22 protein-coding genes are annotated in these 18,894 nt (G+C 69.7%); 10 read left to right on the top strand and 12 right to left on the bottom strand.

The window, feature by feature from the left end; all coding sequences use genetic code 11:
- Window positions 1-375 precede the first annotated feature (375 nt).
- The 4 genes from IE275_RS21505 to IE275_RS21520 form a co-directional block, all read right to left on the bottom strand.
- Window positions 376-822: an SsgA family sporulation/cell division regulator gene (locus IE275_RS21505; protein ID WP_189712963.1), complete on the bottom strand. Its 447-nt coding sequence runs from the start codon at window positions 820-822 to the stop codon at window positions 376-378.
- A gap of 109 nt (window positions 823-931) precedes the next feature.
- Window positions 932-1,792 carry an IclR family transcriptional regulator gene (locus tag IE275_RS21510; protein WP_189712964.1) on the bottom strand — a complete coding sequence of 287 codons (861 nt, stop codon included), beginning with the start codon at window positions 1,790-1,792 and terminating at the stop codon, window positions 932-934.
- 209 nt (window positions 1,793-2,001) lie between these two features.
- Window positions 2,002-2,214, bottom strand: a complete 213-nt coding sequence (locus tag IE275_RS21515; protein ID WP_189712965.1) for a DUF5326 family protein — start codon at window positions 2,212-2,214, stop codon at window positions 2,002-2,004.
- Window positions 2,215-2,370: 156 nt separating this feature from the next.
- Entirely contained in the window at window positions 2,371-2,688 is a 318-nt protein-coding gene (locus tag IE275_RS21520) for a cupin domain-containing protein (RefSeq protein ID WP_189712966.1), read from the bottom strand.
- A 58-nt stretch (window positions 2,689-2,746) separates the two neighbouring features.
- Between IE275_RS21520 and IE275_RS21525 the strand changes: the two genes are divergently transcribed.
- From IE275_RS21525 to IE275_RS21545, 5 genes are all read left to right on the top strand, one after another.
- Entirely contained in the window at window positions 2,747-3,124 is a 378-nt protein-coding gene (locus IE275_RS21525; RefSeq protein WP_189712967.1) for a phage holin family protein, read from the top strand.
- Between the two features lie 7 nt (window positions 3,125-3,131).
- Entirely contained in the window at window positions 3,132-3,623 is a 492-nt protein-coding gene (locus IE275_RS21530) for a low molecular weight protein-tyrosine-phosphatase (protein ID WP_189712968.1), read from the top strand.
- Window positions 3,620-4,786, top strand: a complete 1,167-nt coding sequence (locus IE275_RS21535; protein WP_189712969.1) for a cystathionine gamma-lyase — start codon at window positions 3,620-3,622, stop codon at window positions 4,784-4,786. Before IE275_RS21530 ends, IE275_RS21535 begins: the two co-directional genes overlap by 4 nt.
- Window positions 4,787-5,012: 226 nt before the next feature.
- Window positions 5,013-5,918 carry a LysR family transcriptional regulator gene (locus IE275_RS21540; RefSeq protein WP_189712970.1) on the top strand — a complete coding sequence of 302 codons (906 nt, stop codon included), beginning with the start codon at window positions 5,013-5,015 and terminating at the stop codon, window positions 5,916-5,918.
- Window positions 5,919-6,042: 124 nt separating this feature from the next.
- Window positions 6,043-6,525: an NUDIX domain-containing protein gene (locus tag IE275_RS21545; protein WP_189712971.1), complete on the top strand. Its 483-nt coding sequence runs from the start codon at window positions 6,043-6,045 to the stop codon at window positions 6,523-6,525.
- 64 nt (window positions 6,526-6,589) lie between these two features.
- On the opposite strand, the gene IE275_RS21550 is transcribed toward IE275_RS21545, so the two are convergent.
- Complete coding sequence (locus IE275_RS21550; RefSeq protein WP_189712972.1) at window positions 6,590-8,293, bottom strand: globin domain-containing protein; 1,704 nt, start codon at window positions 8,291-8,293, stop codon at window positions 6,590-6,592.
- 404 nt (window positions 8,294-8,697) lie between these two features.
- Entirely contained in the window at window positions 8,698-9,330 is a 633-nt protein-coding gene (locus tag IE275_RS21555) for an HAD family hydrolase (protein WP_189712973.1), read from the bottom strand.
- Window positions 9,331-9,524: 194 nt separating this feature from the next.
- On the opposite strand from IE275_RS21555, the gene IE275_RS21560 reads away from it, so the two are divergent.
- The 3 genes from IE275_RS21560 to IE275_RS21570 all read left to right on the top strand — a co-directional run bounded on the left by IE275_RS21560 (window position 9,525) and on the right by IE275_RS21570 (window position 11,501).
- The gene (locus tag IE275_RS21560) at window positions 9,525-10,391 is read left to right on the top strand and encodes a GNAT family N-acetyltransferase (RefSeq protein ID WP_189712974.1); all 867 of its coding nucleotides are present in this window, start codon (window positions 9,525-9,527) and stop codon (window positions 10,389-10,391) included.
- A gap of 183 nt (window positions 10,392-10,574) precedes the next feature.
- Complete coding sequence (locus IE275_RS21565) at window positions 10,575-11,039, top strand: MarR family winged helix-turn-helix transcriptional regulator (protein WP_189712975.1); 465 nt, start codon at window positions 10,575-10,577, stop codon at window positions 11,037-11,039.
- 9 nt (window positions 11,040-11,048) lie between these two features.
- A complete protein-coding gene (locus IE275_RS21570; protein WP_189712976.1) occupies window positions 11,049-11,501 on the top strand; it encodes a GNAT family N-acetyltransferase in 453 nt (150 codons plus the stop codon).
- 51 nt (window positions 11,502-11,552) lie between these two features.
- On the opposite strand, the gene IE275_RS21575 is transcribed toward IE275_RS21570, so the two are convergent.
- Together IE275_RS21575 and dnaB are read right to left on the bottom strand one after the other, a co-directional pair.
- The gene (locus IE275_RS21575; protein ID WP_189712977.1) at window positions 11,553-12,938 is read right to left on the bottom strand and encodes a serine hydrolase domain-containing protein; all 1,386 of its coding nucleotides are present in this window, start codon (window positions 12,936-12,938) and stop codon (window positions 11,553-11,555) included.
- A gap of 59 nt (window positions 12,939-12,997) precedes the next feature.
- A complete protein-coding gene (dnaB, locus tag IE275_RS21580; RefSeq protein WP_189712978.1) occupies window positions 12,998-14,473 on the bottom strand; it encodes a replicative DNA helicase in 1,476 nt (491 codons plus the stop codon).
- 457 nt (window positions 14,474-14,930) lie between these two features.
- Here dnaB and IE275_RS21585 point away from each other — a divergent pair, with 457 nt between their 5' ends.
- On the top strand, window positions 14,931-16,268 hold the full coding sequence (locus IE275_RS21585; RefSeq protein WP_189712979.1) for an MATE family efflux transporter: 1,338 nt from the start codon (window positions 14,931-14,933) through the stop codon (window positions 16,266-16,268).
- Between the two features lie 180 nt (window positions 16,269-16,448).
- Here IE275_RS21585 and rplI read toward each other — a convergent pair whose 3' ends face one another.
- The 4 genes from rplI to rpsF all read right to left on the bottom strand — a co-directional run bounded on the left by rplI (window position 16,449) and on the right by rpsF (window position 18,202).
- Window positions 16,449-16,895, bottom strand: coding sequence for a 50S ribosomal protein L9 (rplI, locus tag IE275_RS21590; RefSeq protein ID WP_079661193.1), 447 nt, complete (start codon window positions 16,893-16,895; stop codon window positions 16,449-16,451).
- A gap of 18 nt (window positions 16,896-16,913) precedes the next feature.
- Complete coding sequence (gene rpsR / locus IE275_RS21595) at window positions 16,914-17,150, bottom strand: 30S ribosomal protein S18 (protein ID WP_020130672.1); 237 nt, start codon at window positions 17,148-17,150, stop codon at window positions 16,914-16,916.
- Window positions 17,151-17,231: 81 nt separating this feature from the next.
- Window positions 17,232-17,831: a single-stranded DNA-binding protein gene (locus IE275_RS21600; RefSeq protein ID WP_189712980.1), complete on the bottom strand. Its 600-nt coding sequence runs from the start codon at window positions 17,829-17,831 to the stop codon at window positions 17,232-17,234.
- A gap of 80 nt (window positions 17,832-17,911) precedes the next feature.
- The gene (gene rpsF / locus IE275_RS21605) at window positions 17,912-18,202 is read right to left on the bottom strand and encodes a 30S ribosomal protein S6 (protein ID WP_007383258.1); all 291 of its coding nucleotides are present in this window, start codon (window positions 18,200-18,202) and stop codon (window positions 17,912-17,914) included.
- A 287-nt stretch (window positions 18,203-18,489) separates the two neighbouring features.
- Between rpsF and IE275_RS21610 the strand changes: the two genes are divergently transcribed.
- Complete coding sequence (locus tag IE275_RS21610) at window positions 18,490-18,801, top strand: hypothetical protein (RefSeq protein WP_189712981.1); 312 nt, start codon at window positions 18,490-18,492, stop codon at window positions 18,799-18,801.
- The last annotated feature ends 93 nt before the right edge of the window (window positions 18,802-18,894 follow it).

Here is an 18,894-nt window from a genome sequence, read left to right on the forward strand (position 1 = left end):
AACGCCCGAGCGCCCCTGACGCCCGAGCGCCGTGACCCCGGCCCTCGGGCGCCCGACACCTCAGCCGGTCCCGGCGCCTCGCCCTCTCACCGTGCCCTACGTGCCCCAGGCGCCCCAGGCGCCCCAGGCAAACCTCGTGCCACACCCCATCCCCCACCCACGCACAGACCCACGCCTTGTTCAGGCCCACGCCCCACAGCCGCGTTGAGCGCCCCGCGACGCCCTCACCCACCAGCCCACCCCGGCAACTCCACACCCCCACCAGAAGTCCGCGCACCTCACAACAACCCCCACCTCGACGCACCCACGCAGAAGCGTTCCTGCCCAGCCCCACCCCGCGACGAAGCGTTTCCGTCGCCCCCTGCGGCCGGCAGCTCAGCCGGCGCTCTGCTCCTCCGCCAGGATCCGGTCCAGCGCCTCGTCCAGATGGGTGTCGAAGTCGGCGAGCGCACCCTCCTGACCCAGCGGAACCAGCTTGTCGGTGCGGTCGAGGAAGGCCACCAGCGGAGCGGCGGACGAGCGGAACAGCGCCTGGTCGCCGCCGACCTGAAGCCGGATCAGCACCTCGCCCAGCACCTCGGGGTCGACCGGAGCGACCCGGACGTCCCCTTCGCCGCAGGGCCTGCCCACCCCGTCGATGAGCAGTTCACGCCCGAACGCCCAGGTCACCGGGGCGTCGCCGGGAAGGTGGAAGGTGAGGCGTACGGCGTAGGGATCGCGCGCCTTGTAGCTCAGCTCCACCGGGATACGGAACGAGAGCTCCTCGGACACGAGGAAGCTCATCATGACCTCTGCCTGTACCGCCTGTACGGACTCGTGCATCGCTCTACCCCGTCATCTGCCGTCATCTGCCATTGACTGGCCGGGAATCGACCCCTGACACTGCGGGTATCTTGCTGAACGTACACAACAGATCACAAGGAGTAAGTTTTCAGATACTGATAGAGATCGCGATTGACCCCAGCCGCCGTCCGATCTCGTTCTGGAGCTGGCGCGCCGCCGGCAGCAGCCGGTCGGCGTGACGAACGGGCAGGGAGATGGCCATCGTCGCCGCCGTGGCGCCCACGGTGATCGGGATCGCGGCACACACGGTCCCCAGGGCGTATTCCTGTCGCTCGACGACCGGTTCCATCCGCTGCATCCTTTCCAGCCGTCGCAACTGACTGTGGTCGTCACGCACCGTGTACGGCGTGATCGCCTGCACGGGGTATCGGTTCAGGTGGTCACGGCGGGCCTGTTCGTCCAGCTGGGAGAGCAGACACTGGCCGATGGCGTGGGCGTGTCCGGTCTCGCGGAAGTCGGCCCATTCCTCGACCGCCGGATTGCCCGGGGTGTCGGAGACACACATGATCTCGATCTCGCCGTCCCGGTACCGCGCGTAGTACACGGGGACACCAATCAAATCGCGCCAGTAGGCGAGGGTGTCGACGACCGTGCTGCGACGTTTCTGCGCTGCTCCGCTGCTGCCCAGCCGCTCGGCCGCCTCACCGAGGAAGAAGAGCCCCTTGTCGCGACGCAGATAGCCCTCGTGCACGAGGGTGCGCAGCAGGTGGTAGGCGGTGGGCAGGGCGAGACCCGTCTCGCGCGCCAGCTGTTTGGCCGGGGCACCGTCCTCATGTTCGGCGACGGACTCCAGCAGGCGCATCGCGCGCTGGACGGAGCCGATGAGGGTCGACCCGGGGGGCTGCGGCTGCTCGGGGAGCGCCGTGTGGGGTGGGCGCTGGAGCGGGGGCGTGGACGAGCGTGGCCGGGCGGGGGGTGACTGCGGTGCCGCTGATGCGGTGTCAACCATGGCCAAGGGGCACTCCCGAGGGCGCGAGGGGGGCGGCCCGTGCGGGGAACACGGGACGGGGCGTACGCCGCTCGCGGGGGGTCGTCGCCCCCGCGTCGAACTCCGGACTTTAACCGCCTGCCACCGCTTGCAGTCGGGCTGTCCGGGAAACTTCCCCCGGCCGAGGGAACCGGCGATTCCTGTTACCGCTCACCGGTTTCCGGCACCGCTCACCAGTCTCCGCGCGACGAGGAGCTCGACGTGAACTTCCGCACGATGTAGATCAGTCCGCCGACCAGGGCCACGAAGACCAGCAGCTTGAAGAGCAGGCCGATCACGAAGCCGACGACGCTGGCTATCAGCCCGCCGAACACGACGAGGGCGATGACCGGCACCGCTACCCACTTCACCCACCACGGCAGTCCCGCGAAGATCTCTCGCATCGCCCTAGTCCTTTTCCTCTCGGTGTCCGGCACCTCTGGCGGGCCGGATCCTTTGATGTCCTGCCGTCGATGCTAGATCCGCGAGGGGCCCCCGCGGGGGCCTCGCACCCCTTGTCCTCCCCTGAACCATCCCCTAGGGAACCCGGGGCTCCGGGGTCACGCCTCGGGCGGAGAGAACACCACCATGACCCTCAGGTCCTCGCTGATGTGGTGGAACTTGTGGGCGACGCCGGCCGGGACGTAGACCACACTGCCGCGCGCCACTTCGGTGGTCTCCATCCCGACGGTCAGGGAGGCCCGCCCGCTCACGACGAAGTACACCTCGTCCTGGTTGTGCGGATTCTGTGGATCACGTTCGCCCGCATCGAGGGCGTACAGCCCTACCGACATGTTCCGCTCCCGCAGAAATTGCAGGTAGGCGCCGTCGTTGGCGGCCCGCTCCGCCTCCAGTTCATCCAGCCGGAATGCCTTCATCGCGTTGGTCCGCCCTCGCCCGGTGCTCGTTGCCGATCTCTCTGCCACGATCAGACACATGAAGAATTTCGTAGTCAAGACGATCGCCAACGCGGGTGCTCTGGCGGTCGCCGTCTGGGTGCTGTCCGGTATCACCCTGTCCGGTGACAACACGGCCAAGGAGATCGGCACGCTCATAGTCGTCGCCCTGCTCTTCGGCCTGGTGAACTTCCTGGTCAAGCCCATTGTGAAGGTGCTGACCTTCCCCCTGTTCATCCTCACGCTCGGCCTGATCACCCTGGTGGTCAACGCCCTGATGCTGCTGCTGACCTCGTGGCTGGCCGATGTGTTCGACGTGAGCTTCCACGTCGACGGCTTCTGGACCGCGGTCGTCGGCGGCCTGATCATCTCCGTCGTCTCCTGGGCGCTCAACGTCGTCCTGCCGGACGGGGACTGAGCCTGCGATGACCTACCGCGTCTGCTTCGTCTGCACCGGCAACATCTGCCGCTCGCCGATGGCCGAATCGGTCTTCCGCGCGCGCGTGGTGGAGGCCGGGCTGGACTCCGTGGTCGAGGTCGACAGTGCCGGCACGGGCGACTGGCACGAGGGCGAGAACGCCGACTTGCGCACCCTCTCCGTCCTCGAAGAGCGTGGCTACGCCCTTGATCACGCGGCCCGGGTGTTCGAACCGTCCTGGTTCGCACGCCTGGATCTCGTGATCGCCCTCGACACCGGCCATCTCAAGGCCCTGCGCCACCTCGCGGCCATCGGGGAGGACGCCGCGAAGGTACGGCTGCTGCGGTCCTACGACCCGGGCGCGGGCGACGACCTCGACGTGCCCGACCCCTACTACGGCGGCCTGGACGGTTTCGAGGAGTGCCTGGAGATGGTGGAGCGGGCCTGCACCGGGCTGCTCGACGCGGTACGCCAGGACCTGGAAGGACAGTTGACATGACCGGACCCACCGCGGACGGCCGGGGCGCACGGCCGGCCGAGAACACCGGCGACGGCACGCGCGTGGTGCGCGCCGGGCTGCCCGAGCCGGTGAAGTACGAGCCGACCCTCCCGGGGCCCGTGTTCGCCGCGCACTTCCATCTGCCGGGCGAGCCCACGGGCCCGTACACCTATGGCCGCGACGAGAACCCGACCTGGACCCTCCTGGAGCGCGCCCTCGGCGAGTTGGAGGCTCCCGGGCGGGACGGCGTCGAGACGCTCGCCTTCGCCTCCGGCATGGCCGCGATCTCGTCGGTGCTCTTCTCCCAGCTGAGCTCCGGCGACACCGTGGTGCTGCCCAGCGACGGCTACCAGGTCTTCCCCCTGGTGCGGGCGCAACTGGAGGCGTACGGCATCCAGGTGCGGACCGCGCCGACCGGCGGCGACGCCCAGCTGGACGTCCTCGACGGCGCCCGGCTGCTGTGGATCGAGTCCCCGTCGAACCCCGGTCTCGACGTGTGCGACATCCGACGGCTCGTCGAGGCGGCACACGCGCGTGGCGCCCTCGTGGCCGTCGACAACACCCTCGCCACGCCGCTCGGACAGCGTCCGCTGGAACTCGGAGCCGACTTCTCGGTGGCGAGCGGCACCAAGCAGCTCACGGGCCACGGTGACGTCCTCCTCGGCTACGTCACCGGGCAGGCCGGTGCCGCCATGACCGCCGTACGGCGCTGGCGCAAGATCGTCGGGGCGATTCCGGGACCCATGGAGGCCTGGCTGGCGCACCGGTCGATCGCCACACTGCACCTGCGCGTCGAGCGGCAGAGCGCCACCGCCCTGGCCCTCGCCGAGGCACTGCGCACCAGGCCCGAGGTGAGCGGGCTGCGCTACCCGGGGCTGCCCGACGACCCCGCGCACAAGATCGCTTCGCAGCAGATGCGGCGCTACGGCTGCGTGGTCTCGTTCACGCTGCCCACGCGCGCGCGTGCCGAGCGTTTCCTCGAGGAGCTGCGGCTCGTGGACGACGCGACGAGCTTCGGCGGGGTGCGCTCCACGGCCGAGCGGCGCGGGCGCTGGGGCGGCGACGCGGTGCCGGAGGGCTTCATCCGGCTGTCGGTCGGCGCCGAGGACCCGGAGGATCTCGTGGCGGATGTGCTGCGTGCGCTGGAGGAGTCGGCACGGTGACCGGTTTACGGCCGCCCGGACGGTGTGCCTCTACGGACGACGGACGGTCCGAGCCTCCCCCCTCGTGGCTCGGACCGCCCTCGGTTCCGCGCGCGAAGAACCGCGCGAACCAGGCTAGTTGACTCTGTGTCAGTGTCCAATCACAGTAGCGGCAGAGGCCTATCGACATATTTATAGTTCGGACTGCCTCTGAGTCGGAAGAAAAGGCGGGGAAGGAGGACGCTCCATGGATCTGGCCTTGCTGCGCACGTTCGTGACCGTGCACCGGGCCGGCTCCTTCACCCGCGCCGCCGCGCTGCTGGGCCTGTCGCAGCCGGCCGTCACCTCTCAGATCCGCACCCTCGAACGGCAGCTGGGCCGTCCGCTCTTCCTGCGTCAGGCCCGCGGGGTGACCCCCACGACCGTCGGCGACGAACTCGCCCACAAGGCCGCTCCGCACCTCGACGCCCTGGTGGAGATCGCCGAGACCGGTCTCGACGACGACTCCTCCCTACGGACCCTGCACCTTGCCGGTCCCCCCGAGTTCACCGCCGAGCGGGCGTTGCCCGCGCTCACCGAGCTGTCCGGCGACGACGGACAGGGCCTCACCCTGCGGGCCTCCTTCGGCACCGCCGAGGAGGTCCTGGAGGGCCTGGCCGCCGGACATCACGACCTGGCCATCAGCGCCGCCCGGCCGCGCGGCGCGCTGCTCACCGCCACCCCGCTCTGCGACGAGGAGCATGTCCTGGTCACCGCGCCCCAGTGGGCCGAGCGGATCGACGCCGGGAAGCTGCGCAGCACGGGCGCCTCGGCGCTGGAGAACCTCCCGGTCGTCGAGGTGCACGAGTCGCTGCCCCTCGTCTCCCGCTACTGGGCCTCCGTCTTCGACTCCCGCCCCGCCGCATCGGGCACGGTCGTCGTCCCCGACCTGCGCGCGGTCCTCGCCTGTGCGATCGCGGGCGCGGGCCTGGCGGTCCTGCCCCGCTATCTCTGCGCCGCCGCACTGGAGCGCGGGGAGGTCGTCGCCCCGCACGAGCCCGCGGTGCCGCCGTTGCGGACGTACGTCCTGGTGGTGCGCACCGGCACCCTCGCGATGCCTCATGTCGCCCGGGCCCATGAGCGGCTGCTGGGGGCGGCCGCCGGGTGGTCCTGAACGGATCTGATGGAGGCGGCCGAAGCAAGGTGGAGGCCGTTCGTTCGGGGGAGTTCACGAAACAGGTTCGGCCGGTCACGTCTCGCGATGTTTCACGTGGAACCAGCCGGGCCACATTTCTCCCATGACCGTCCGACCCGTGGTCAAGCGCACCGCCCGTGCCGTTCTGCTGGACGGCGACGACCTGATCCTGATCAAGCGCACCAAGCCCGGTGTGGATCCGTACTGGCTCACGCCCGGTGGCGGGGTCGAACCCGACGACGCCACCGTCGTGGACGCCCTGCACCGCGAGGTGCACGAGGAGCTCGGAGCCAAGATCGCCGACGTCGTGCCCTGTTTCGTCGACACCGTCGAGCACATCGGCGAGGACAGCAGTACGACCGGTGTGAAGGTGCAGCACTTCTTCGTCTGCCGTCTGGAGTCCATGGACCCGGCCCTGCGGCACGGCCCCGAGATCGACGAACCCGAGGGCGAGTACGAGATCGTCCGCGTGCCCTTCACCCGTGTCGGGATCGCGTCCGTCCACCTCGTACCGCTGTCGCTGCGGCACTACCTGGACGGCAACATCGAGGGCGTTCGTGCCATGCACGCACCCGACCTGGGGTGAGAGCGGATTCTTCGGAACGCCGCAGCGCCGCGGCGCCCGGTCGCCGGAGCGCCGGAGCGGCTGATCAGCTTCCGGTCGCCACGAGTTCCTCGACCGAGTCATGCCGTATGCGCTCCACGGGGATGCCCACGCCGCGCAGTGCGCTGACTCCGCTGCGGATCATCCCTGGCGGACCGGACACATACGCGTCGTACTCGGCCCAGGGTCCGAAGGTCCGTATGGCGTCCGGCAGCTGGAGCAGGCCGTTCCGGTCGACCACCGGGTGGACGTCCAGCCAGGTGTGGGTCTGCTGGAGCCTGAGCATCGTGTCGATGTCGTACAGGTCGTGGTCGCTGCGGGCGCCGTAGAAGACCTCGACCGGGCGGCGGACGCCGCGCTCGGCGACGTCCTCGACCAGGGCCTTGATGGGGGCTATGCCCGTGCCGCCGCCGACGCAGAGCAGTCCGCTGACACGCGTGTGGTCGACGGTCATCGAGCCGGCCGGCGGACCCAGCCGGACGACGTCGCCGGGCCGGGCGCGGTGCACCAGGGCGTTGGACACCCAGCCCGCGGGGATGGCCCTCACGTGGAACGTGAGGAGTCCGTCGGAGCGGGGCGCCGAGGCGAAGGAGTAGTGCCGCCAGATCCTCGGCCACCACGGCGTCTCCAGGCTCGTGTACTGCCCGGCGAGGAAGGGGTACGGCTGGTCGGGGCGGAGGGTGAGGACCGCGACGTCCGGTGTCCGGAGATCGTGCGAGACGACCTCCGCGTGCCACCAGGCCGGGGCGCGCAGCTCGTCCGCGGCCGACGCGTCGATCATCACCTGGGAGATCGTCGTGTAGGTCCGCACCCAGGCCGCCTCCGTCTCGGCGTCCCAGACGGTGCCGGCGTACCTGCTCAGCGCGCCGATCAGACACTCGCCGACGGCCGGGTAGTGCTCGGCCCGGGTGCCGTACTTGCGGTGGCCCCTGCCGAGGTTCTGGAGGTAGTCGACGAGCACCGGTTTGTTGTCGATGTGCTCGGCGGCGGTGAGCAGGGCCTTGAGCAGCCGGTCCCGCTGGGCGTCCATCGCGGGCGGGAAGAGCGGGCGCAGGCCGGGGTGACGGACGAAGAGCAGGGCGTAGAAGTACGCCGTGACCTTGTCGGCCACGGGGGCGACCTCGGACATGGTCCGCCGGATGAGGACAGCGTCCGGGGAGGCGGGCGGAGCTGCGGCGGATCGCTGGGCAGGCACCAGGGGGTCGGGGGCCGGCGTTGGCTGTGCGGCGCGGGGCTCGGGGCGCGCGGGCTGCTGGGCGGGGGCCGGCTGCCAGGCGGGGGCGTGTGCCTGGGCCTGAACGTGGGCCGGAGCCTGGGCCTGGACGGGTGTCCGAGGCTCGGCGGGAGCCTGTTGCCGAGCGGAGAGCCGGGGGTCCGTGGAGAAGCGGGGCTCGGTGGGGAGCAGGGGCTCCGTGAGGGGCCGGGGCGGCGAGGTCGCCGGTCCGGCCGCCGGGATCGGCGGGGCGGGGCTCGACGGACTCCGGGTGATGGACGGACCGGTTGGTCCAGGCTCTGTCCGGGGCCCCGGGTCCGTGGCAGCGCCCGGCGGCACCTGCCCTTCGGGATCGGGGGCGCTCCGGCCCACCGGTCGCAGCGCGGCCAGACGGCGGCCGTCAGAGGCCCCCGGCTCGCCCCCGGCGGTCGGCTCGGGCTGCTTGTGCGGTGTGAACCATCCGTCCCCTCCGCCGGACGTTCCGTTGTCGGCCGACTTGGTGGTCGGAGCGTCCATGGTGTGCCTCGCCTCGAACATCTTTCGGTCGGTCTGCGCACTTCCTGGATCGGAAGGTGCCTGCTTCCCCCGCAGACGGCTTGCCATTCCGTTCGGTTCCGCGACCACGACGGGCGTGGTCGACCCGGTTCTCCGCTCCGCACGAACACATGAGGCGAGAGTGCGACAGGGGCCGCGGCCTCTCGCCGCAGCATCCCATCGTGTTCGGGCGCCCCGGCCGTACAAGCGGAAGTGCGGGTCTTCGATCTCTCCGTCCCGTTAGGCTGCATTGCCCTGTGCCCGGCTCCCGGAGATGTGTGCACCGCATCCAGCGCACCCGTTCCGTAAGCGAACCGGAGTCGACCCTACCGGCCGCCGCCGCGCGCACAAGTACCCCCTTCCCACCACGGAACCCGGCCGGGGGGCGAACCGCCGGTTCCCCTCAATTACCGGGCGTGCCGCACCAATTCATAGGCATCCCACAAATCCCTCCCCATGTAGGAGTGGGTGGCGAGGCCGGTCAGACGGCGGTCCGCGTTGACCGCGACGGAAACGGGTACAGCTGCGAACAGATCCATGTCGGAGAGCGAATCGCCGTACGCGACACAGTCGTCCCGTGTCACCCCGAACCGCCCGCACAGCCGGTCCGCGATCAGCACCTTCGCCCGGGCACTGAGCACACCGGCCGGATCCACGGGCTCGGTGAACGGCAGCGCGGGAAACCGGGATCCATGGGCCGCGTGCGCGCCCCAGGCCACGAGTTTCTCCACGAAGAACGACGGCGAGAGGGACACGACGGCGCAGTACTCCCCCCGGCTTCTGATCTCGGCCCAGACCTCGCGAATACGTGCCAGCCAGGGCGCCCCCTCGAACGCCGCCGCCACATGTTCCTCGGTGAGCCGCGTCCAGAGCGCGTGCACCTGTGCCGCGTACTCCGGTGGCCCGATCAGTCCCGCGGAGATCGCCTGCTCCAGCGCCATCGTCTCGGCCACCAGGCCGAGTTGGCGGGAGATCTCCAGTGGCGCGGTCGTTCCGTGCAGGAGCGTGCCGTCGAGGTCGAAGAGATGAAGTCTCGCCATGGGCCGAGGCTAACGGGCCGTCCTGTCAACTCCCTGGCGGAGGTGCTCCGTAGGGCGCCGTTCGCCGACGTGTCACGTGAAACAGGCCTGACCGTCGACTCACCCGCGCCATGGGCCACGAGATGGCCAAAAGCACGTACGTCTCAGGGGAAACAGGTGGACGCCGGGGGCACCGGTCGGACAGCCTGACCAGCGTGCCGACTCCTTCCCCCAGCGCTCTGCCCATCCGCCGTCTGACGCATCGCGACCTCACCGCCTGCGCCGACTTGTCCGAGGACAGGGGGTGGCCACGCGAGGAACACAAGTGGGGCCTCCTGCTCTCGGCCGGGAAGGGATACGGCATCGACGACCCCGACGGGGGCCTGGTCACCGCCTGCGTCATCACCGAGTACGGCCCGTACGGCAGCCCCTCTCTCGGAGCGATCGGCATGGTGCTGGTCGCCGAACGCCACTCCCGGCAGGGCATCGGCCGACGGCTGATGCGGCATGTCGTCGCCGGGATGGGCACGACTCCGCTGACCCTGCACGCGACACCCAACGGCCGGCCGCTGTACGAGGAGCTGGGCTTCAAGGCGACAGGCCGGGCGGAGATGGTGCGGGGACGCTTCCGCCCCGGCAACTCTCCGTCGACGATCGCCACGCGCGCGGCCACCGCCGAGGATCTCACCACGATCCTCCGGCTCGACGAGGAGGTGTTCGGCACCGATCGCACCCATGTCATCACCCGGCTGCCCGCCTTCGCCGATCAGCTGCGGGTGGCCGAGGACAACGGTCGGATCATCGGTTACGCGGCCGCCTGGCCCAACATGGACACGCAGGTCGTCGGCCCGCTGATCGCCCGGGACACGGAGACCGCGAAGGCCCTGCTGGCCTCCCTCGCCGCCCATACCGACCGGCCCCTGCGAACCGACATCGACGTGCGCCACGAGGAGCTGCTGGCGTGGGTGAAGGAGCGCGGCCTGGAGTCCGTCGCCTTCAATGCCGTGATGACCTACGGGATCACCGAGCTGCCGGGCGACTGGAGCCGCCGTTTCGCCCCGCTGACCGTGGCGGCCGGCTGAGGCTTCACCGGGTGGATACGACGACGCCGGTCCTTCTCGTCCGCAGGGAGCAAGCATCCTCGGAGCAGGTGTTCTGGGAACAGTCGCCCTTCTGAAGTATTTGCACACGCGGGTTACATGCGGCCGATGACTATCTCGCGGCTGCTCTATCCTGGTGTCAGCTGCTCCGGTACGGAGGAACCCATGACTGCGACCGACCCCGCGCTCACCGCCCTCGCCCAAGGCTGGTCCGCCCTCGCCCTGCTGCACGGGAGGATCGAGGCCCACATCGAGCGCGCGCTCCAAGCGGGGCACGACCTGAGCGTGCGCGAGTACTCACTGCTCGACGTGCTCAGCCGGCAGCACGACCGAGAGGGCGGCCATCTCCAGATGAAGCAGGTCGCCGACGCGGTCGTCCTCAGCCAGAGCGCCACCACCCGGCTGGTGACGCGCCTGGAGGACCGCGGCCTGCTCGAGCGCTATCTCTGCCCGACCGACCGGCGCGGCATCTACACCAACGTCACCGAGGCCGGACTGGAGCTGCTCGACGCGGCCCGGCCGACCAATGACGCGTCGCTGCGCGAAGCTCTCGACGAAGCGGCCCTCAACCCGGAACTGGCCCCGCTGGTGCGAGTCGTGGAAACCCTGAAGGTACCCGCCGCCGCATAGGGTGCGGCCATGGGAGATCTTGAAATCCGGGCCGCCGCCGCAGCGGACATCCCCGCGATCGTCGGCATGCTCGCGGACGATCCGCTGGGCGCCCAGCGCGAGTCGCCCGACGACCTCAGCCCGTACATCGCCGCGCTGGAACGGCTCAGCGCCGACCCGAACCAGCGTCTGGTCGTGGCTGTACGGGAGGGGCGCGTCGTCGGCACGCTTCAGCTGACGATCGTTCCCGGCCTGTCCCGGCGCGGTGCGACCCGGTCCATCATCGAGGGCGTACGGGTGCACGCGGACGAGCGCGGCAGCGGTCTGGGAACCCGGTTCATCGAGTGGGCCGTCGAGGAATCCCGCCGGGAGAACTGCCAGTTGGTGCAGCTCACCTCCGACAGCACCCGCACCGACGCCCACCGCTTCTACGAGCGGCTGGGCTTCGAGGCCTCGCACGTGGGCTTCAAGCTCCAGCTCTGAATGCGGGAAGGCTCTGTTTCACGTGAAACAGAGCGCTTCTCATGGCGGCCGTCAGCCGATCCCCCGCCATCCTTCGGGATCCACCCCACCGGGCACAGCGGCCCCCTCCTCGTACGGCTGACGCGTGAACACGAACGAGCCGACGTCCAGGTGGTCCACGGTCCCGTCCGGCCGCCGTACGGCCCGCAGGGCCTCTCCGGCGAAGTACCCCTCCAGGCCGGTCCAGGTGCCGTCCCCGTTCGGCCGGAACCGGGAACGCCGGCCGCCGCCGGACAGGGGCCCCAGGGAGAGCAGCCCGTCGGCCGTCATCCGCAGCACGGAGGGGCTGGTCCCCCAGTACCACTGACCCGCGAGCTCCAGCACGGAGCGGTCCACGTCCCGCAGCGGCCGCCATGGCTCGGGGATCCGCGGCTCGGCCTCCGCAACGATCTGTACGAGGTCGGCACCCACCTGGGACAGCGACGGCCCGGAGGTGCAGTTGGCGAGTACCACCACGGCGACGTCGTCCGCCACGCCGATGGTGAGGTTGGCCAGAAAGCCCGGCACCGATCCGGAGTGGCCCACGAGCAGCCGGCCGTTCTGGTGCTGGATCTGAACACCGAGCCCATAGGTGGCGCCGGCCGCGAGATCGGCGACCTCGGCCGGGGCCGCGGGTGTCCGCATCTCCCGGAGGGTCTCCACGCTCAGCACCCGGTCGTCGCCCCGCACCAGGAAGGCGGCGAACCGGGCGAGGTCGGCCGTCGTGGACCAGAGCTGGCCCGCCGGGGCCATCGGCCCGTAGTCCTCCGTGGGCTCGGGGAGCATGACGTCGGCCCAGGGGTGCACCGCCCAGCCTCCCGCGGCAGGCGACTGCGGTCGCATGCTTGTGCGGTCGAGGCCCAGAGGTTCGAGCACTTCGCGCCGGAGTACCTCCTCCCAGGACGCACCGCGCAACTCTTCGACCAGGGCACCCAGGACGGCGTATCCGGGGTTGGAGTAGTGGTGCCGCCGTCCGGCGGGATGCGCGGCGGGCTGGTCGCCGAGGACATCGGACAGCGCGGGCCGCAGGGAGCCGGGGGTCCGCTCCCACCACGGGCCGGGTGTCTCGGCGGCCAGTCCGCCCGCGTGCGCGAGCAGTTCGGCGATCGTGATGTCCCCCGCGCCGGTGCCGGGCAGATGCTTCTCCAGGGGGTCCCCGAGGTCGAGCACTCCCTCGTCGCGCAGGCGCAGCACGAGAACGGCGGTGAAGGTCTTGGTGATCGAGCCGATCCGGTACTGCACCTGTTCGTCCGGTGCGTGCCCGTCGACCGAGGTCCGCGCCCCGTGCCACACGGCCCGCCCGTCCCGGACGACGGCGGCGACCAGCGAGGGCGCCCGCCCCTCGGCCTGGGCGACGGCGATCCGGTGCAGCAGCGCCCGCCGGGTGCCGGGGAGCAGCTCTTCCTGAGGTGTCGTCATGGCCTCAGTCCACCTGTCCGCGCGTCCCGCGTCGAATCCATTCCGCCCGGAACGCGGGATCAGGTCTGTGCCATGTCCACGAAGCGTGAGTAATGGCCCTGGAAGGCGACGGTGATCGTGGCCGTCGGGCCGTTACGGTGCTTGCCCACGATGATGTCCGCCTCGCCGGCGCGCGGCGACTCCTTCTCGTAGGCGTCCTCGCGGTGCAGCAGGATCACCATGTCGGCGTCCTGCTCGATGGAGCCGGACTCACGCAGGTCGGACACCATCGGCTTCTTGTCCGTGCGCTGCTCGGGACCACGGTTGAGCTGCGAGAGCGCGATCACCGGGACCTCCAGCTCCTTGGCCAGCAGCTTGAGGTTTCGGGACATGTCCGAGACCTCCTGCTGACGGCTCTCGGAGCGCTTGGAGCCACCGGCCTGCATCAGCTGGAGGTAGTCGATGATGACCAGCTTGATGTCGCTGCGCTGTTTCAGCCGGCGGCACTTCGCGCGGATCTCCATCATCGACAGGTTCGGGGAGTCGTCGATGAAGAGCGGCGCGGAGGAGACCTCGGGCATCCGGCGCGCCAGGCGCGTCCAGTCCTCGTCGGTCATGGTGCCGGACCGCATGTGGTGCAGGGCGACACGTGCCTCGGCGGACAGCAGACGCATCGCGATCTCGTTGCGGCCCATTTCGAGGGAGAAGATGACGCTGGGCAGGTTGTGCTTGATCGACGCCGCGCGCGCGAAGTCCAGCGCGAGCGTGGACTTTCCCATGGCGGGACGGGCGGCGATGACGATCATCTGGCCCGGGTGCAGACCGTTGGTGAGGGAGTCGAGGTCGGTGAAGCCGGTGGGCACACCGGTCATCTCGCCGCTGCGCGAGCCGATCGCCTCGATCTCGTCGAGGGCGCCCTCCATGATGTCGCCGAGCGGGAGGTAGTCCTCGCTGGTGCGCTGCTCGGTGACGGCGTAGATCTCCGCCTGGGCGCGGTTGACGATCTCGTCGACGTCGTCGTCGGCCGCGTATCCCATCTGGGTGATGCGCGTGCCGGCCTCCACCAGACGGCGCAGGACCGCGCGCTCGTGCACGATCTCCGCGTAGTACTCGGCGTTGGCCGCGGTCGGCACGGTCTGGACGAGGGTGTGCAGATACGACGCACCGCCGACCTTGTTGATCTCGCCGCGCTTGGTCAGCTCGGCGGCGATCGTGATGGGGTCGGCCGGCTCGCCCTTCGCGTAGACGTCCAGGATCGCCTGGTAGATCGTCTCGTGCGCGGGCTTGTAGAAGTCGTGGCCCTTGAGGACCTCCACGACGTCGGCGATGGCGTCCTTGGACAGGAGCATGCCGCCGAGGACGGACTGCTCTGCGTCGAGATCCTGCGGCGGTACGCGCTCGAAGGCGGTGCCGCCCTCCCATTCGCCGCTGTCCCGGCCCCGGTCGTGCTGTTCGTCGCGGCCGCGGCCTCCGTTGCCGCGCCTGCGGGAGGCGGGTAGACGATCACTGGGCCCGCTGTCGGCCCACGGGTCGTCCAAGGGCTCGGAAATGCTCACCGAGCCACCTCCTCCCGTCCGCCGAGCGGACCTCGCCGTACCTTCAGTTCTACGGCACGACAGTGACAATTGAGAGGCCCTACTCCGGTTGTAGCCCGTCGGTTTTGTGAGGTTCCACCGACCGACAGAGGGAGGGGCGCCGGACCACGTTAGGCCCGCGGGCACCGTCAGCCAATCTGGTTATCCACAGGGCATGTGGACGACGGGCCCGATGCTGTGGACAACTGCGCAAAACCTGTGCACGAGCCGGTGGACAGCCCTGTGAACAAGCCCTCTCCTTTTCCCACCCGACTTCTCTGACCTGCACGTTTCCCATCCACCGGCTGTGCAGAAGAAAAACTTCCCCAGTCGGGCCAAGATCCCATCGAACAGTGTGTGAGACGACGCACCACACGAGGACGAGTAAGGGTCATAACCCAATTGCATCTCTTACCTGTGGACGATTAGATTGGTGGCCATGACACAGGCTCCCGCGACCACCAAGGTCACCCGGCGCCGGCACGATCGAGAGATCGTCGCGCTGGCCGTCCCGGCCTTCGGCGCGCTCGTCGCCGAGCCCCTCTTCGTCCTGGCGGACAGTGCGATCGTCGGCCATCTCGGCACCACCCAGCTCGCCGGACTCGGCATCGCCGCCGCCCTCCTCACCACCGCCGTCAGCGTCTTCGTCTTTCTCGCCTACGCCACCACGGCCGCCGTCTCCCGCCGGGTGGGCGCCGGCGATCTCCCCGCCGCGATCCGCCAGGGCATGGACGGTATCTGGCTGGCCCTCCTCCTCGGCGCCGCCGTGATCGTCGCCGTCCTCCCGACGGCACCGGCGCTCGTCGGTCTCTTCGGCGCCTCGGACACCGCCGCTCCCTACGCGACCACGTACCTGCGCATCTCGGCGCTCGGCATCCCGGCCATGCTCGTCGTCCTCGCCGCCACCGGCGTCCTGCGCGGCCTCCAGGACACCAGGACCCCGCTGTACGTAGCCGTCGGAGGCTTCATCGCCAACGCCGTGCTGAACGTCGGTCTCGTCTACGGCGCGGGCCTCGGGATCGCCGGCTCCGCCTGGGGCACGGTGATCGCCCAGTGCGGCATGGCCGCGGTCTACCTCGTCGTGGTGATCCGGGGAGCCCGGAGACACGGCGCCTCGCTGCGCCCCGACGCCGTCGGCATCAGGGCCTCCGCACAGGCCGGCGTACCCCTGCTGGTCCGTACGCTCTCCCTGCGGGCGATCCTGATGATCGCCACCGCCGTGGCAGCGCGCCTGGGGGACGCCGACATCGCGGCCCATCAGATCGCCCTGTCCCTGTGGAGCCTGCTCGCCTTCGCCCTCGACGCCATCGCGATAGCGGGGCAGGCCATCATCGGGCGCCATCTCGGCGCGGGAGACGCCCAGGGAGCCCGGGACGCCTGCCGGCGCATGGTGGAGTGGGGCATCGGCGTGGGTGTCGGCCTCGGCCTGCTGGTCATGCTCGCCCGGCCGCTCTTCCTGCCGCTGTTCACCAGCGACCTCGCGGTGAAGGACGCCGCGCTGCCCGCTCTCCTCGTCGTCGCGCTCTCCCAGCCCGTCAGCGGGATCGTCTTCACCCTGGACGGCGTACTGATGGGCGCGGGAGACGGTCCCTACCTCGCCTGGGCCATGGTGCTCACCCTGGCGGTCTTCACTCCGGTGGCACTGCTGGTGCCGGTCCTCGGTGGTGGGCTCACCGCGGTGTGGGGGGCGATGGCGCTGATGATGGTGGTCCGGATGCTGACGCTGTGGCTGCGGGCCCGCTCGGGCCGCTGGATCGTCACCGGCGCGACCCGCTGACCGTTTCACGTGAAACCGACGCCTGGCACCGGCGGGCGGAGTCGACGTTCCGAACGCCGTTTCACGTGAAACACGGCGAAACAGGGAAGCAGGGCAACGGAGAAGGGGCCGCACCCCAGCGGGTGCGGCCCCTTCTCTCAGCTCTTCAAGCCGAACAGCTCGTCAAGCCGAGCGCGGCGATCAGGCCGCGATGACCTCGATGTTGACCTTGGCGGCAACCTCGGGGTGCAGACGCACGGACGTCTCGTGAGCGCCGAGGGTCTTGATCGGCGAGCCGAGCTCGATGCGGCGCTTGTCGACCTCGGGGCCACCGGAAGCCTTGATCGCGGAAGCGATGTCGGCCGGGGTGACGGAACCGAAGAGACGACCGGCGTCGCCGGAGCGGACGGCCAGACGGACCTTGACGCCCTCGAGCTGGGCCTTCACAGCGTTGGCCTGCTCGATGGTCTGGATCTCGTGGATCTTGCGAGCACGACGGATCTGCTCGACGTCCTTCTCGCCACCCTTGGTCCAGCGGATCGCGAAGTTCCGCGGGATCAGGTAGTTGCGAGCGTAACCGTCCTTGACGTCGACGACGTCACCAGCGGCACCGAGGCCAGAGACCTCGTGGGTGAGGATGATCTTCATTAGTCGGTCACCCTTCCCTTATCGCGCCTGGGCGGTGTACGGCAGCAGCGCCATCTCACGGCTGTTCTTGACGGCCGTGGCGACGTCACGCTGGTGCTGCGTGCAGTTGCCGGTCACGCGACGGGCACGGATCTTGCCGCGGTCGGAAATGAACTTCCGCAGCATGTTCGTGTCCTTGTAGTCCACGTACGTGACCTTGTCCTTGCAGAATGCGCAGACCTTCTTCTTAGGCTTGCGCACAGGCGGCTTCGCCATGGTGTTTCTCCTGTGTGATCAAGAAGTGTGGGTACGGCCCACCCTCCGACCCGGACCGGCCCGCAGGCCGGACACGAAGGTCTAGAAGGGGGGCTCGTCCGAGTAGCCGCCGCCGCTGGAGCCGCCGGAGTTTCCACCCCAGCCGCCGCCACCGCCGCCCTGGTTGCCACCGGCGGGAGCGCCGGTCGCCCACGGGTCGTCGGCGGGCGCGCCGCCCTGCTGACCGCCGCCGGAGCCACCGCCCCAGCTGCCGCCGCCCTGGGCGCCACCGCCACCGCCGCCGTAACCACCCTGGCCACCGCGTCCACCGCCACCGCCGCTGGTCTTGGTGACCTTGGCCGTGGCGCTGCGCAGGCTGGGGCCGACTTCCTCGACGTCCAGTTCGTAGACCGTGCGCTTGACACCCTCACGGTCCTCGTAGGACCGCTGCTTCAGCCGGCCCTGCACGATGACGCGCATGCCTCGCTGGAGCGACTCCGCGACGTTCTCCGCCGCCTGGCGCCAGACCGAGCAGGTCAGAAAGAGGCTTTCGCCGTCCTTCCACTCGTTGGTCTGGCGGTCGAAGGTGCGGGGGGTGGACGCGACACGGAACTTCGCGACCGCCGCACCGGAGGGGGTGAAGCGCAGCTCGGGGTCGTCGACAAGATTGCCGACGACCGTGATGACGGTCTCGCCTGCCATGGGGAACCTCTCGGCGGGTTTGCTGCTGCTGGCTGCTTGTGCTGCTACTCAGATTCCCGAGATCAGCTGAGCGGGAGAGCTCAGTGGGTCTCGGGACGGAGGACCTTGGTCCGGAGGACCGACTCGTTCAGGTTGAGCTGGCGGTCGAGCTCCTTGACGACCGCAGGCTCGGCCTGCAGGTCGATGACCGAGTAGATGCCCTCGGGCTTCTTCTTGATCTCGTACGAGAGACGACGACGGCCCCAGGTGTCGACCTTCTCGACCTTGCCGTTGCCCTCACGGACGACGGAGAGGAAGTTCTCGATCAGGGGGGCGACAGCGCGCTCCTCCAGATCGGGGTCGAGGATGACCATCACCTCGTAGTGACGCATGTGGAACCCACCTCCTTTGGACTCAGCGGCCACGGTCGTTCCGTGGCAGGAGGGTTGTGATGCGTACGCAACGGTATCGGCCACCACTGACAGTCGGGGGTCGGCTTACGACGTCCCCGCGCTGACCTGGGCGGAGTCCCTGGCTGTGCCTGGGCAGACACCGGTGCGGAACGTACAGACTACCTGCACACCGGCTTCCGGTTGAAATCCGGCCGGGGAGACCGCCAATCTGTACACATCGGGTGTGTACGGCGCTACGATGCGCCGCCTTCCGCAGGAGGTGCCCTATGGCACAGGCATTGCGACCCAACACCGCCGGCTCTCTCTTCGCCACGGACGACAGGCCCCATCCCGTCCAGGACGCGCTCGTGGCCGTCACCCTGGTCCTCGGAGTGGTGTCGTTCGTCACGGCGATGTTCCACAACCTCCATCTGCTCAGCTCCTGGACCGGTCTGGTGGGGATCCTGACCGGCGCGTACGGACAGTGGATCTCCGAGACCACCCGTGAGCGCTTCGGTCTGATCCTGGGCCTCGGTGCCTCCGCCGTCGGCTTCTTCCTCGGCATGGCGCACGGCGGCCTCTTCGGCGGACTGTGGTGACCCGGCCGGCCCACGGCCCGGTCTCACGGACACCGTCGTCCCCCGAGGGCACGTAGAACACCTACGAACCCTGACGTAACGCCCCGGCCGCGC

It is taken from the genome of Streptomyces phaeofaciens, assembly GCF_014648915.1.
In the GTDB taxonomy this organism is placed as follows: Bacteria; Actinomycetota; Actinomycetes; order Streptomycetales; family Streptomycetaceae; genus Streptomyces; species Streptomyces phaeofaciens.